The 13,591-nt window shown below is 72.2% G+C and carries 13 protein-coding genes; 6 read left to right on the forward strand and 7 right to left on the reverse strand.

The features are described from left to right. The first annotated feature begins 46 nt into the window (after positions 1-46). The 3 genes from H291_RS0108710 to H291_RS29250 all read left to right on the forward strand — a co-directional run bounded on the left by H291_RS0108710 (position 47) and on the right by H291_RS29250 (position 3,526). The gene (locus H291_RS0108710) at positions 47-1,174 is read left to right on the forward strand and encodes an alpha/beta hydrolase family esterase (protein ID WP_198012432.1); all 1,128 of its coding nucleotides are present in this window, start codon (positions 47-49) and stop codon (positions 1,172-1,174) included. Next, on the forward strand, positions 1,171-2,724 hold the full coding sequence (locus tag H291_RS0108715; RefSeq protein ID WP_020014606.1) for an AbgT family transporter: 1,554 nt from the start codon (positions 1,171-1,173) through the stop codon (positions 2,722-2,724). The genes H291_RS0108710 and H291_RS0108715 overlap by 4 nt, the downstream gene beginning before the upstream one ends. Before the next feature lie 85 nt (positions 2,725-2,809). Further along, positions 2,810-3,526, forward strand: coding sequence for a DUF1361 domain-containing protein (locus H291_RS29250; RefSeq protein ID WP_020014607.1), 717 nt, complete (start codon positions 2,810-2,812; stop codon positions 3,524-3,526). Between the two features lie 24 nt (positions 3,527-3,550). Here the strand turns inward: H291_RS29250 and H291_RS0108725 are convergent, their stop codons facing one another. From H291_RS0108725 to H291_RS0108740, 4 genes are all read right to left on the reverse strand, one after another. Further along, positions 3,551-4,741, reverse strand: coding sequence for a sialidase family protein (locus H291_RS0108725; protein ID WP_020014608.1), 1,191 nt, complete (start codon positions 4,739-4,741; stop codon positions 3,551-3,553). Between the two features lie 135 nt (positions 4,742-4,876). Continuing rightward, complete coding sequence (locus H291_RS0108730) at positions 4,877-6,193, reverse strand: ABC transporter substrate-binding protein (RefSeq protein ID WP_020014609.1); 1,317 nt, start codon at positions 6,191-6,193, stop codon at positions 4,877-4,879. A 35-nt stretch (positions 6,194-6,228) separates the two neighbouring features. Beyond that, positions 6,229-6,999, reverse strand: a complete 771-nt coding sequence (locus H291_RS0108735; RefSeq protein ID WP_420038570.1) for a carbohydrate ABC transporter permease — start codon at positions 6,997-6,999, stop codon at positions 6,229-6,231. Between the two features lie 118 nt (positions 7,000-7,117). Next, complete coding sequence (locus H291_RS0108740; RefSeq protein WP_420038571.1) at positions 7,118-8,026, reverse strand: carbohydrate ABC transporter permease; 909 nt, start codon at positions 8,024-8,026, stop codon at positions 7,118-7,120. Between the two features lie 289 nt (positions 8,027-8,315). Between H291_RS0108740 and H291_RS0108745 the strand changes: the two genes are divergently transcribed. Next, positions 8,316-9,344, forward strand: a complete 1,029-nt coding sequence (locus H291_RS0108745; RefSeq protein ID WP_020014612.1) for a LacI family DNA-binding transcriptional regulator — start codon at positions 8,316-8,318, stop codon at positions 9,342-9,344. A gap of 38 nt (positions 9,345-9,382) precedes the next feature. Here the strand turns inward: H291_RS0108745 and H291_RS0108750 are convergent, their stop codons facing one another. Beyond that, entirely contained in the window at positions 9,383-9,847 is a 465-nt protein-coding gene (locus H291_RS0108750) for a GNAT family N-acetyltransferase (RefSeq protein WP_020014613.1), read from the reverse strand. 103 nt (positions 9,848-9,950) lie between these two features. Here H291_RS0108750 and H291_RS0108755 point away from each other — a divergent pair, with 103 nt between their 5' ends. Further along, complete coding sequence (locus H291_RS0108755; RefSeq protein WP_026365547.1) at positions 9,951-10,925, forward strand: GlxA family transcriptional regulator; 975 nt, start codon at positions 9,951-9,953, stop codon at positions 10,923-10,925. A gap of 152 nt (positions 10,926-11,077) precedes the next feature. Here H291_RS0108755 and gap read toward each other — a convergent pair whose 3' ends face one another. Continuing rightward, complete coding sequence (gap, locus tag H291_RS0108760) at positions 11,078-12,076, reverse strand: type I glyceraldehyde-3-phosphate dehydrogenase (protein ID WP_020014615.1); 999 nt, start codon at positions 12,074-12,076, stop codon at positions 11,078-11,080. Between the two features lie 302 nt (positions 12,077-12,378). Next, a complete protein-coding gene (locus tag H291_RS0108765) occupies positions 12,379-12,840 on the reverse strand; it encodes a protein-tyrosine phosphatase family protein (RefSeq protein ID WP_020014616.1) in 462 nt (153 codons plus the stop codon). 85 nt (positions 12,841-12,925) lie between these two features. On the opposite strand from H291_RS0108765, the gene H291_RS0108770 reads away from it, so the two are divergent. Beyond that, positions 12,926-13,507, forward strand: a complete 582-nt coding sequence (locus tag H291_RS0108770) for a dihydrofolate reductase family protein (RefSeq protein ID WP_020014617.1) — start codon at positions 12,926-12,928, stop codon at positions 13,505-13,507. The last annotated feature ends 84 nt before the right edge of the window (positions 13,508-13,591 follow it).

Genomic DNA, 13,591 nt, shown 5'->3' on the forward strand with positions numbered 1-13,591 from the left:
CTCCGCCGTGCCCGCAACCGCGGGCCGGCGCCCAGAAAGGACTCGCATGTCAACGACGACAGCAGCACCTCGCCCCGCCCCGGAGGGCCGGCGACGGCCCGCCCGGCGCGTGGCGCTCCTCGCCGCCGCGGCGCTCGCCGCGGCGACCCTGGCCGGCCCGGTCGGCGGCACGACGTCGGCGGCCGCCTTCGCGCCCTCCGCCCCCGCGCCGGCCGTTCCGGCCGACGCCGCCGCCTCGCCGTCGGACCACCCGGATCGCACCGGGCGCAACCCGCTGCGCTCCGCGGGCTGCGGCACCGACCCCGGGCAGGAGCCCGGCACCAGCGTGCTGCGCACCCTGACCAGCGACGGCCGCGAGCGCACCGTGCAGCTGCACCTGCCGGACGGTTACCGCAGCGACCGGGCGTGGCCCGTGGTCCTGGTGTTTCACGGCCGGGGCAACACGGGTGCGGGCACGGAGGCGTTCTCCGGCCTGGACGCGCTGCCCGCGATCGTCGCGTACGGCAACGGCGTGGTCGGCACGGGCGACGGTGACCGGCAGGCCTGGGAGGGCGCGCCGTACTCGGCCCCCGGCGTCGACGACATCGCGTACACGAACGACCTGCTGGACACCCTGGAGCAGGACCTGTGCGTGGACCCGCGGCGCGTGTACGCGACGGGCAAGTCCAACGGGGCGGGCTTCACCGGCATCCTGGCGTGCGAGCTGTCGGACCGGATCGCGGCGATCGCGCCGGTGGCCGCCGCGTTCTACGGCACGGGTCACCCGGCCTGCGACCCGGCACGGCCGGTGCCGGTGATCGGCTTCCACGGCACGGACGACGTCACCATCCCGTACGCGGGCGACCCGGACCGCGGCCTGCCCGCCATCCTCGACTGGACCGGCGGCTGGGTGCAGCGCAACGGGTGCGCCGCGGGCCCCGACGTCGAGGAGACGGCGTTCGACGTCACCACGACCCGCTGGACGGGCTGCGACCGCGGCGCCGAGGTGACCCACGTCGCGGTGCTCGGTGGCGGGCACACCTGGCCGGGGGAGGACAGCTACTCCGGCGGCGGGTACGCGACGCACAGCATCGAGGCCCACGAGGTGCTCTGGGAGTTCCTGGGTGACGAGCGGCTGCCGGTGCGGTTCCTCACGGGCCAGGGTGCGCACGAGCAGCAGGGAGCGGCGTCATGACCGCGACCTCGAAGCAGACCGCTCCCGGCACCGAGCCGGACCGCCTGCCGCGCGTGCTGCGGGCGCTCGCCGTCGTCGAGCGGCTGGGCAACGCCCTGCCGCACCCGTTCTGGCTGTTCTGGATCCTGGCGGCGATCCTCGGCGTGACGAGCGCCGGGCTGGCCGCGGCGGGCGTGTCCGTCGTCTCGCCCGCCGACGGCGAGACCGTCGTGGTGCAGAACCTGCTCAGCGGCGAGGGCCTGGCCATGGCCGTGTCCACGGCCGTGGACAACTTCGCGACGTTCGGCCCGATGGGCACCATCGTCGTGGTCATCATGGGCGTCGCCATCGCGGAGCGCACCGGCTTCCTGTCGGCGGCGATGAAGGTCTCCGTCTCCCGGGTGCCGGTCGGCTGGGTCGTCTTCGCGGTCGCGTTCGCGGGCACCGTCTCGCACGTCGCGAGCGCCGCGGCGTACATCATCCTGGTGCCGCTGGGCGGGCTCGCGTTCCGGGCGGTCGGCAAGTCGCCGATCCTCGGCGTCGTGGTGGCGTACACGTCCATCGCCTCGGGCTACGACGCGAGCCCGGTGCCGACGCCGAACGACGCGATCTTCGCGGGCATCACCACGGAGGCGGCGCGGATCATCGACCCGAACGCGTACGTGTCGCCGGTGAGCAACTGGTTCTTCAACATCGGCTCCTCGCTGCTGCTGGCGATCGTGATCACCCTGGTCACCAACCTGGTGCTGGCCAAGCGGCCCGACCTCGACGCCGACCCCGACGCGGACCTGGACGACGTCGCGGGCCTCGAGCTCTCGCCGCGCGACCGCAAGGCGCTGCGCGCGGCGCTGCTGTCCGGCCTGGCGGCGATCGTGCTGATCGCCGTGGTGGTGCTGCTGCCGTCGTCCCCGCTGCGGGGCGAGGGCGGGAGCCTGACCGAGTCGCCGTTCCTGGACGGCATCGCGGCGATCGTCGCCGTGCTGTTCGCGCTGGTCGGCATCGTGTACGGGTGGCGGTCCGGGGAGATCACCAAGGCGGGGGACGTGCCGAGGCTGATGGCCGAGGGCGTGCGGCAGATGGCGCCGGTCCTCGTGCTGTTCTTCGCCATCGCGCAGTTCCTCGCGTACTTCGACTGGACGCACATCGGCGACGTCATCGCCGTGAACTCGGCGGAGGCCCTGGAGACCAGCGGCGTGCCGATCTGGGTGGTGTTCCTGGCGATCCTCGCGCTGCTGTCCGTGGTGAACGTGCTCGTGACCAGCGGCTCGGCCATGTGGGCCATCGCGGCACCCGTCGTCGTGCCCATGCTGATGCTGCTGGACGTGCCCGCCGAGACCACGCAGGCGCTGTTCCGCATCGCCGACTCCGGGTCCACGGCGATCACGCCGATGAGCCCGTACTTCATCATGGCGCTCGGGTTCCTGCAGCGGTACCGCAAGGACGCCGGCATCGGCACCCTGGCCTCGTACACGCTGCCGCTCGCCGTGTGCATGACGCTGGCCTGGACCGCGCTGTTCTTCGCCTGGTGGGCGCTCGGCATCCCGCTCGGGCCGGGGGCGCCCGTGCGCTGACGCCGCCGGTGCGCTGACGCACACGTGGCCCCGCCGCCGTCCCTCACCGGGCACGACGGCGGGGCCACGGTGATGATGGCCGGCGATGAACGCGATCCTGCTGCTGCCCGCCGGCATCGTCCTGCTCAACGTGTTCGCGCTGGCGCTGGTGCTGCTGCGGGCCCCGCTGTTCCGGCTGCCGGTGTACTGGCCGATGGTGCTCAACATCGGCCTGTCCGTGGCCCCGGCCGTGGTGCTCGGCATCGGGCTGCTGCTGGTGCTGGGCATCATCACGTTCGTGCCGAACCGGGCGCTCATGCTGACCGTGATCGCGCTGGTGCTCCTGGTCTGGGTGCTGCTGCTCCCGAACGCGGCCTACCTGGTCACGGAGCTGAACTTCTCCCACCGGCGGCCCGTGGAGGACCCGGCGCCCCTCTGGTACGACATCGTCATGGTGCTGTCCCTGGCGCTGTCGGGCGTGCTGAACATGCTGATGAACGTGCTGCTGGTGCAGTTCGCCTACGTGCTGATCGTGCGGCCCAACGACGACGACCCCTACCGGCAGCCCGACTCCTGGGTACTGGTAGGGGTCACCCTCGTGCTGGTCAGCGTGGGCATCTACCTGGGGCGGTACATCCGGTTCAACTCCTGGGACCTGCTGCACCCCTGGTCGTTCGTGCGCAAGCTCGTCGAGCACTTCCGGGTGGCGGCGCACTGGCGGACGCTGGCCGGATTCGTCGTCGTGCACACGCTGTTCTTCGGGCTGATGTACGTGCTCGTGGTCGCGCCCGTGGTGCTGATGGTGGCCGCCGTCTCGCGGTGAGGCGGCGGCCACCACGGGGGTGCCTCAGTCCGGCAGGCCCGCGACCGCGAAGTACGTGGTGCAGGCGCCGCCCTCGGACTCGTACCCCGTGGACAGCTCCAGCAGCTCGTCCCGCCCGGGCAGGGCCAGCAGCGTGGGGCTGTAGTTGGGGCAGTAGTTGTTCCACGGGTCGAGAATGCTCACCGGCGCCTCGGCCGTGGCCCAGTCGGCCTCCGGCACGCCCTCGTTCGTCATGATCGTCGACCCGCTGCCGGGCAGCACGCTCCCGTCCGCCCCGTAGAGCATCTGCCCGACGCCGAGCAGCCGGCCGTCCGGCGTGCCGTCGTCGTACCAGGAGATGTTCGGGGTGTGCCGGAAGTGCGTGCCGTCCGCCGTCGCGACCGGGCTGCCGATCTCGGTGACCGGCTGCCACGCGACCCCGTCGGCCGAGCGGCGCGTGTAGTGCCGGCAGTCCTGCACCGGGCCGCACACCTCGTAGCTCATCAGGTAGTCGCCGTCCGGCAGCCGCCGCACCACCGGCATCCCCGGGCGCAGCCCGGAGTCCGCGAGCGCGATGACGTCCCGCAGCGGCGACCAGGTCACGCCGTCGGGCGACGTGGCCTGCACGATCACCTGGCTGTGCGCCGGCTGCTGGTTCTCGTCCGAGACGTACAGCACCAGCTCGCCGTCGGGGGAGACGGCGAACTCCGGCTCCCACAGGCCCTTGCCGCCCGGCGCCGTGGCCGCCGTCGAGACGTGCTCCCACGTGCGGCCCTGGTCGCGGCTGGCCCAGACCGGCAGCGTCATCCGGCGCGTGGCCTCGTCCTCCTGCTGGCCCACCGATGCCGACCACAGCAGGGTGCCCTCCGGCAGGTCGCCCACCGCCCGCGGCAGCTCGAACAGCGTCGAGCAGCACAGGCCCTTCGTCGCCCCCGGGTCCGAGACCGTGCCGACCCGCTCGAAGCTGCGGCCGGCGTCCGTGCTGTGGAAGATCGCGCCGTGCCCGGTGTCGCCGTCGAACGTGACCGTGCTGACCACGATGGTGCCGTTCGCCTCGCCGGAGTGCTCCAGCCGGATCGCCCGCGGGTACAGCGAGGTGCCCTCCATCAGGCGGGTCCCGTTCTCCGCCCCGCCCGGTGGCGGTTCGGCCCTGCTCGTCGCCGTGGCCGGCGCGACGGCGGTGGACAGGGCGAGCGTGGCAAGGGCGAGGACGGCGAAGAAGCGTCGTACGACCATGGGTGATACCTCTCTGATCGACTCTGATCTCACCCGCACGCTAGTGAACCCGGGCCGGTGCGTCAACGTTGCACCAACACGCCAGGACCCGCCGCCCCAGGGGGCGGCGGGTCCTGGTGGGAGCAGCCGGGTGGGTCAGCCCGCGGCGTCGACCGCGGACTGCAGCTCCTCGATGAAGCCGGCGGCGGCCTCCTGCGGGGAGAGCTGCCCGAACTGGATCTGCTGGTTGTACCGGGACAGCATGGTCTCGATCTCGCTCGCGCCGTTCGGCGTGATGGGCGGGGCGTCGCCGGAGCGCTCGCCCACCAGCTTGGTGAAGTCCAGGAGCTTCTTCGCGGGCTCGTCGAGCGTGGGCTCGAGCGCCTCCTGGAACGCCTCGCTGGCGGGGATCCCTCGGTCGGTCCCGAAGGCGCGGGCGACCTGGGGGTCGTTGACGAGGAAGTCGATCAGCAGGGCCGCCTCGGCCGGGTGCTCGGACTGGGACGAGGCCGCCCAGTACATCGACGGCTTGGGGTACTGGAAGCCCTCCGGCGTGTCCGCGTCGGCGGGCCAGTCCGCCACCTCGTACTCGAAGTCGGGCGCCGCCGCGGCGATCGCGGTGAACTGGCCGGCGGCGATGAAGGCCATCGCGGTGTTGCCCACGACCGTGTCGCCCTGGTCGAGGGGCACGCCCGCCTTCTCGCTCAGGGAGGCGGCGTCCGGCGCGGCGCCGGACTCGATCCAGTCGAGCTCACGCTGCCAGTACGCGGCGACCGTGGCGGGGTCGATGGCCACGTCACCCTCGTCGTCGAAGATCTGGTCGCCCTGCTGGCGGGCGAACACCTCCAGGCTGAACGAGTCCGCCCCGAACGGGGACAGGCCGCGCACCTTGCCGCCGGACGCCTCGGTGATCGCCTGCGCGGCGGCGTCGAACTCCTCCCAGGTCCACGTGTCGGTGTCCGGGACCGGCACGTCGTACTTCTCGAAGAGGCTGGTGTTCACCACGACACCGTTCCCCGCCACCCCGATCGGCACGGCGTACAGGCTGCCGTCGACCTCGCCGGAGGCCAGCACGTTGTCCGGCAGCGAGCTCGCGTCGAGGAACTCCGGCACCGCGTCGAGGTCCAGCAGCGCCCCGCGCCCCGCGTACGAGGAGAGGTAGAGCTGGTCGAACTGGACGACGTCGGGCATGTCTCCCGCCGCCGCCGTGGTCGCCAAGCGGTCCCAGTAGCCGCCCCAGTCCGCGTAGGTGGGCTCCACGTGGATGGTGGGGTGCTCCTCCTCGAACAGCTTGATCGCGTCGAGGGTCGACTGGTGGCGGGCGTCCGCGCCCCACCAGGTCATCGTCAGGGTGACGTCCTCGTCGCTGAGCTCCGCGTCGGCGGGGTCGGGCGCGATGCCGCACCCGGCCACGGAGACGCTCAGGGCGAGGGCCGTGGCGGCCAGCGCACCCCGTCGCGCGCGTCGTCGCATCGTGGTTCTTCCTCCGGTCGTAGGTCGTCCGCCCATCACTTGCCGCCCGTCGTCGCGATGCCGCGCAGCAGGAACCGCTGCCCGAACAGGAACACGAGGAACACGGGGATCAGCGAGACGACGCTCATCGCGAACAGGGCCCCGAAGTCGGACTGGGACTGGGCGTCGATGAACTGCCGCAGCGCGACCGGGACCGTGTAGAGGTCGGGGTCGGTCACGAAGATGAGCTGGGAGAAGAAGTCGTTCCAGGTCCAGATGAACGTGAAGATCGTGGTGGTTGCCAGCGCGGGCACCATGAGCGGCAGGATCACCTGGAGGAAGATCCGGGCGTGCCCGGCGCCGTCGATCCGCGCCGCCTCGTCGAGCTCGCGCGGGATGCCGCGCACGAACTGCACCATGAGGAACACGAAGAACGCGTCCGTGGCCAGCAGCTTGGGCACGATCAGCGGCAGGTAGGTGTTGATCCAGCCGAGCTGGGCGAACATCACGTACTGCGGGATGATCAGCACGTGCACCGGCAGCATGATCGTCAGGAGCATCGCGGCGAACGCGACGGTCTTGGCGCGGAACTGCAGCCGGGCGAACGCGTAGGCCGCCATGGAGCAGGACACGAGGTTGCCCACCACGGAGCCCAGCACGACCAGGGCCGAGTTGAGCAGGTAGCTGCCGAACGGCTTGCTCAGCGCGTTCCAGCCGTCGGGGTAGTGGCTCAGGTCGAACGTGTCGATCAGCAGCCCGGGGCTGGTGAAGATCTCGTCGTTCGGCCGCAGCGAGCTGGTCACCATCCACAGCAGCGGGTAGAGCATCACGATCGCGACGAGGACCAGGCCCACGTGGGCCAGGATCCGCGGGCGGCGTCGGCGCTGCCTGACGACGAGGGGGCGCTTGCCCGGCTGCGTGGTCGGTTCGGTGGTCGCGAGAGTTTCAGTCGTCATAGAACACCCAGTACTTCGAGGCCCAGAAGTTCAGGGCAGTGAACGCGCCGATGATGATGAGCAGGAGCCAGGCCAGGGCCGAGGCGTACCCCATGCGGAAGCCGGCGAAGCCTTCCTGGTAGAGGTACAGCGAGAAGAAGAGCGTCGAGTCGGCCGGCCCGCCGCTGCCGTTGGAGACGATGAACGCCTGCGTGAACGACTGGAAGCTGCCGATCAGCCCGAGCACCAGGTTGAAGAAGATGATCGGGCTCAGCAGCGGCAGCGTGATCTTGCGCAGCTGCTGCCACTTGTTCGCGCCGTCGGTCGACGCCGCGTCGTAGTACTGCCGCGGGATCTGGCGCAGGCCGGCGAGGAAGATGACCATCGGCGCGCCGAAGGTCCACACGTGCAGCACGATCAGGGTGCCCAGCGCGGTGTCCGGCTCGGCCACCCAGGCGGGTCCCTGGATGCCGAACAGGCCGAGGAACGCGTTGACCAGGCCCTCCCGGCCGAACACGAGGCGCCACAGGACGGCGATGGCCACGCTCGCCCCGAGCAGCGAGGGCAGGTAGAGCACCGACCGGTACAGGGCCAGGCCGCGGATGCCGCGGTCCAGCAGGAGCGCGAGGCCCAGGGCCACCGCGAGCTGGATCGGCACCGAGACCACCACGTAGGTGAGAGTCGCCAGCAGCGACTTGCCCAGCCGCTCGTCGCCGAGCATGCGCTGGATGTTCTCCAGGCCGGTGAAGTTCGGGTCCTGCAGCAGGTTGTAGTCCGTGAAGGCCAGGTACAGGGAGGCGACCATCGGGCCGATCGTGATGCCGACCAGGCCCAGGAGCCAGGGCGCCAGGAAGACCGCCGCGGCCTTCGAGTCCCGGCGGCGTTCCTTGGCCAGGGCCTGCTTCTGGTCGGCGGTCAGGCCGCCCCGGCCGTCGCGGCGCAGCGTCCGCAGCTCGCCGATAGCGCTCACGACGTGCGCTCCGGGCTTGCCGGACGGGCGTGCCTGCCGGCCGCGGACCCTCCGTGGGGGGTGGTGGGAGCTGAGGACACAGATGCTCCTTCGGATCGTGTCGTGCGTCTTCGCAGGTGGGGTACGTGGAATAGTGATCGTTCACTTTTCCGTCCGGCGTCAACATAGTGAACGTTCACTATGCTGTCAACGCTGGTGTCGGTGGCCCGTCGGCCGCCCCGAGCGAGAGGATGGCGGAATGTCCGAGAATGCCGTGCGCCGGCCGACGATCGTCGAGGTCGCGCGCCTCGCGCAGGTCTCCCACCAGACCGTCTCGCGGTACCTGCGGCACAACGGCGGCCTCAAGCCCGACACCGTGCGGCGCGTCGAGGCGGCGATCGAGGAGCTCGGCTACCGGCCCAACCTGGTGGCCCGCTCCATGCGCACGCGCCGTACCGGCCGGCTCGCGGTAGTGCTGCCCGCCCCCGCGCTCCTGCTGCCGACGCGCCTGCTCAGCGCCGCCGCCGCGGTCGCGCACGAGGCGGGCTTCCTCATGGAGGTCGTCAGCGTCGAGGGCGGACCGGTGGAGCGCAGCCGGCACGCGTGGGAGCTGATCTCCTCGGGGCAGGTCGAGGGCGTGCTCTCGCTCAGCTCGCTGCCCGGGCTCAGCGACCAGCCCCGGACCGCCTCCAGCGCCGCGTTCGTCGTGGTGGGGGAGTACGACGACGAGCTGCGCGGCATCGGCGAGCTCGCGGACGCCTCCGTCGTCGGCGAGATCATCGAGCACCTCGCGGGCGTCGGGCACCGGCACTTCGTGCACATCGCCGGGCCGGACGCCTGGTCGTCGGCCCGGGCCCGCCGGCAGGTGTACACCGAGGTGATCGAGCGGCTCGGGCTCGTCTCGCACGGCGTCGTCGACGGCGACTGGTCGGCGCAGTGCGGGTACGACGCGGTGCGCGCCCTGGCCGAGGACAGCCCCGTCACCGCGGTGATCGCGGCGAACGACCCGATGGCGACCGGCGCGGTCCGGGCCGCCCTGGACCGGGGCTGGGGCGTGCCGCAGCGGCTGAGCGTCTCGGGCTGGGACGACCTGGAGCTCGGCCGGTTCGCGACGCCGTCGCTGTCCAGCGTGGTCGTGGACCGCGAGGAGCAGGGGCGGGTGGCCATGGAGCGGCTGATCGCGCTGGTCCGGGGCGAGCCGGAGCCCGAGGCCGCACGGCTGCCGCTGAACCGGCTGGTGCTGCGGGAGTCCACGGGGCCGGCGCCGGTGCTGGGCCGGCGTGCGTGAGGCGGCGGGTGTGAGCCGGCGGCCCTGACGGGGATCGGCTAGCGGCGTGCCCGCGTCATCATGCCGCCCTGCGCCGTGAAGCCCAGGCGCTCGTAGAACGGCATGACGGAGTCGCGGGAGTCCAGCGTGAGCTTACGGACGCCCAGGTCGTCGGCCGCGGCGCACAGCGACTCCATCAGCCGTCGGCCGATGCCGCGCCCCTGGTGCTCCGGCACCACGAAGACGCTCTGCACGTCGCCGGAGCGGCGCACGGCGTCGCCCGGGTTGGGCACCCGGTCGAACAGCGCGAGCCACGCCATCCCAACCAGGGCGCCGTCCACGGTCGCGACGTGGCACACCGACCGGTCACCCTGTGCCTGCATCCAGCCGCTGAGCGCGGCCGCGAACTCCCGGGCCTCGTCCGGGCCGGGCGTGCGGCCGGGCTGCGCCCAGCGCCACCGCAGCGCGGACAGGGCCGGGGCGTCGGCGAGGGTGGCTGGTCTGATGACGAGGTCTGACGGCACCGGCCCATGCTGGCACGTCAGGACGACGGGGGCGCGGCGTCACGGGGCACCGCCGTCCGGAAGATCCGCCCCCCGGCGAGCCGCGCCGCCTAGGATTCCTCGCGTGAGTGCTGCACGCCGTAAGAACCACCAGGTCGCCGTGCTCGTGCTGGAGGGCGCCAAGCCGCTCGACGTCGGCATCCCGGCGCAGGTGTTCGCCAACCGGCCGAGCATGCCGTACGAGGTGCGGGTCTGCGGCGCCGCGCCCGGGCTCGTGACCGGCGGCGACGGCCTCTCGTACCACGTGGCCGAGGGCCTGGACGCGCTCGAGCGCGCCGACACCGTGTTCGTCCCGGGGTACCGGACGCCGGCCGCCGCGGACCCGCCCGCCGTCGTCGTCGACGCGCTGAAGGCCGCGCACGCGCGCGGGGCGCGGCTGGCCGCCATCTCGACCGGGGCATTCGCGCTGGCCGCGACCGGACTGCTCGACGGCAAGCGCGCCACCACCCACTGGCACTACACCCGGGCGCTGCGCGAGCGGCACCCCCTGGTGCAGGTCGACGAGAACGTCCTGTTCGTGGACGAGGGCGGTGTGCTCACCTCGGCGGGCGCGGCGTCCGGCATCGACCTGTGCCTGCACCTGGTGCGGCGCGACCACGGCGTCGGCCTGTCCAACCACGTCGCACGGCGGCTCGTCGCCGCCCCGTACCGCAGCGGGGGACAGGCGCAGTACGTGCCGCGCAGCGTGCCCGAGCCGCTCGGCGACCTGTTCGCGGAGACCCGCGAGTGGGCCCTGGAGCACCTCGCCGAGCAGCTCACCCTGGAGGCGCTCGCGCGCAACGCGCGGGTCTCGGCGCGCACCTTCTCCCGGCGGTTCGTCGAGGACACCGGCTACACGCCCATGCAGTGGGTGCTCCGGGCGCGCGTGGACCTGGCGCGCGAGCTGCTGGAGCGCAGCGACCTGAGCGTGGAGCAGATCGCGCACCGGGTGGGCCTCGGCACCGCGGCCAACCTGCGCCTGCACTTCCACCGGATCCTGGGGACGTCGCCCACGGAGTACCGGCACACGTTCTCGTCGGGCCCGGGCGGCGACGAGTAGGCGGGCAGGTTGGGCAGAGGTCGGATGGTCGGCAACAGGTCGGGTGGTCGGTAGAACGTCAGGTGGTCGGTAGCTCGAGCTACCGACCACCTGACATTCTGCCGACCTGCCGGATTCAGGCGTCAGCCCGGGTGCGGCGGCCCACCCGAGGCTCAGCCCTGGGCGAGCAGCTCCAGCGTGTCGATCACGCGGTTGGAGAAGCCCCACTCGTTGTCGTACCAGGCCACGACCTTGACGTGCTTGCCGTCGACCCGGACCAGCGCCGAGTCGAAGATCGCCGAGGCCGCCTCGCCGGTGATGTCGCTGGAGACCAGCGGCTCGTTGGAGTAGTCGAGGATGCCCTTCAGGGCGCCGTCGGCCGCGGTGCGGTACGCCGCCAGCACCTCCTCGCGGGTGACCTCGCGCTCGACCGTGGTGTTCAGCTCCACGACGGAGCCCACCGGCACCGGCACGCGGATCGAGTCGCCCGACAGCTTGCCGTTCAGGTTGGGCAGCACCAGGCCGATCGCCTTGGCGGCGCCCGTCGTGGTCGGCACGATGTTGACGCCGGCAGCGCGGGCCCGGCGCGGGTCGCGGTGCGGACCGTCCTGCAGGTTCTGCTCCTGGGTGTAGGCGTGCACGGTGGTCATGAACCCGTGCTCGATGCCGGCCAGGTCGTCCAGCACGGACGCCAGCGGGGCCAGCGCGTTCGTGGTGCACGACGCGTTGGAGACGATCACGTGCTCCGCGGGGTCGTACGCGTCGGTGTTCACGCCGTAGGCGAGCGTCACGTCCGCGCCGGCCGAGGGGGCGCTGACCAGCACCTTCCGGGCACCGGCGTCGAGATGCGCGCGGGCGGCGTCGGCGGAGGTGAAGCGGCCCGTGGACTCCAGCACGAGGTCGACGCCGAGCTCCGCCCACGGCAGCTTGGCGGGCTCGCGCTCGGCGAGCACCTTGATGCGGTGGCCGTCCACGACGAGCTCGTCGCCGTCGACCTCGACCGGACGGCCCAGCCGGCCGAGCGCGCTGTCGAACTTGAGCAGCTGGGCGAGGGCGTCGGGCGCGGTGAGGTCGTTGATCGCGACCACCTCGAGCTTGGTGTCGCGCTCGAGCAGCGCGCGCAGGGTGTTGCGTCCGATCCGGCCGAAGCCGTTGATGGCGATGCGGGTCATCGGTTTCCTTTCGTCACCGACCATGCTGCGCTCACCGACGCCGACCCGAAAGCGGCTGGAAGGCCACTGTGCGCAAGGATCCCGCCAGAGGTTTCGCCATCGATCGCAAGGATCTCGCCAGCCCTCGGGGCGAGCCCGCGCAGCCCTGTCCGAACTGCCCCGCGCAGCTCTGTCCGAACGGACCCGGCCGGCCTGTCCGAACGGCCTCGCCTGCCCTGTCCGAACGGCCCCGCCCAGCCTGTCCTAATGGCCCCGCAACCTTTCCGGACAGCCCGACCCGGTCCGCGACGGCCGGCGACCGATCACCCCGACGGGTGGCGCCCCCGCCCGAGATCCGACGCCGCTACCTCCGCGATCCATCGGCGCTGCGCCCGCGTCTCCACCGCGCGCCGGTGGTAGTGCGCGCGGACCCACGCGACCGCGTCGTCGGGCGCCACCCCGCTCATGATCGCCAGGACCGCTATCGCCGTGCCCGTGCGGCCCACCCCGCCGCCGCAGGCGATCTCGACCCGCTCGACCTCCGCCCGCGTGTGCGCCTCCCGCAGCGCGGCCAGGGCCTGCTCGGTCGAGTCGGGCAGCCTGAAGTCGCGCCAGCGCACCCACCGGTACTCCCGGCCCGGCACCGCCGGGTCCCGGCCGCGTAGGTAGACCGCGAAGTCGGGCAGCGGCACCTCGCTGCGCGGGTGGCGCAGCCCCGTTCCCCGGACGCGCCGTCCGTCGGGGAGCTCGACGACGCCGCCGTCGGCCAGGTTCCAGTGATCCATCGCTCCAGCCTAGGGAGCCGGGCGGCGATGAGTAATGGGGTTGGCCGCAGTCGGAGGGTGAGGGAAACCGGAAAAGGAGGCCGAGATGAGCAAGGTGTTCACACACATGACGATGTCCCTCGACGGGTTCATCGCGGACCCGGACGACCGGATAGACGACATCTTCGACTGGTACGCGGTGGGGCCGGTCACCGTGCCCAGCGCCAACGAGAGCGTGTCGCTCTCGGTCGACGAGGCCAGCGCCGAGATGCTCCGCGACCTCACCGAGGGCACCGGCGCGCTCGTGTCCGGCCGGCGCCTGTTCGACATCACCGACGGCTGGGGCGACAGCCATCCCGTGGGCGCCCCGGTCGTCGTCGTCACGCACCACGTTCCCGAGAACGCGGACCGCTGGCCGCGGACCACCTTCGTGGGCGACGTCGCAGAGGCCGTCGCCCGTGCCCGCGAGATCGCCGGCGACAAGGACGTCAGCATCGCGAGCGCGAACGTGGCCCAGCAGGCGCTCGCACTCGGCCTGGTGGACGACGTCTGCGTCAGCCTCGCCCCGGTGCTGCTCGGCGCGGGCATCCCGTACTTCGCCGACCTGGGCCGGCACCTGCTGCTGGAGGACCCGGAGGTGGTCCAGGGCAAGCGCGCCCTGCACCTGCGCTACCGCGTGCGCCGCTGACTTCGGTCGGTTGTCTTGAGACCGGTCGGTCGACCGACCGGTCTCAAGACAACCGACCGAAGTCGCTTCGGTGGGTCAGAAGGT

Source organism: Promicromonospora sukumoe 327MFSha3.1 (assembly GCF_000385135.1).
GTDB classification, from domain to species: Bacteria; Actinomycetota; Actinomycetes; order Actinomycetales; family Cellulomonadaceae; genus Promicromonospora; species Promicromonospora sukumoe_B.

Coding starts and splice junctions, on each gene's coding strand:
- H291_RS0108710 (WP_198012432.1), top strand. CDS start 47: ATGTCAACGACGACAGCAGCACCTCGCCCCGCCCCGGAGGGCCGGCGA.
- H291_RS29250 (WP_020014607.1), top strand. CDS start 2,810: ATGAACGCGATCCTGCTGCTGCCCGCCGGCATCGTCCTGCTCAACGTG.
- H291_RS0108735 (WP_420038570.1), bottom strand. CDS start 6,999: ATGCTCTACCCGCTGCTGTGGATGGTGACCAGCTCGCTGCGGCCGAAC.
- H291_RS0108730 (WP_020014609.1), bottom strand. CDS start 6,193: ATGCGACGACGCGCGCGACGGGGTGCGCTGGCCGCCACGGCCCTCGCC.
- H291_RS0108745 (WP_020014612.1), top strand. CDS start 8,316: ATGTCCGAGAATGCCGTGCGCCGGCCGACGATCGTCGAGGTCGCGCGC.
- gap (WP_020014615.1), bottom strand. CDS start 12,076: ATGACCCGCATCGCCATCAACGGCTTCGGCCGGATCGGACGCAACACC.
- H291_RS0108715 (WP_020014606.1), top strand. CDS start 1,171: ATGACCGCGACCTCGAAGCAGACCGCTCCCGGCACCGAGCCGGACCGC.
- H291_RS0108765 (WP_020014616.1), bottom strand. CDS start 12,840: ATGGATCACTGGAACCTGGCCGACGGCGGCGTCGTCGAGCTCCCCGAC.
- H291_RS0108725 (WP_020014608.1), bottom strand. CDS start 4,741: ATGGTCGTACGACGCTTCTTCGCCGTCCTCGCCCTTGCCACGCTCGCC.
- H291_RS0108770 (WP_020014617.1), top strand. CDS start 12,926: ATGAGCAAGGTGTTCACACACATGACGATGTCCCTCGACGGGTTCATC.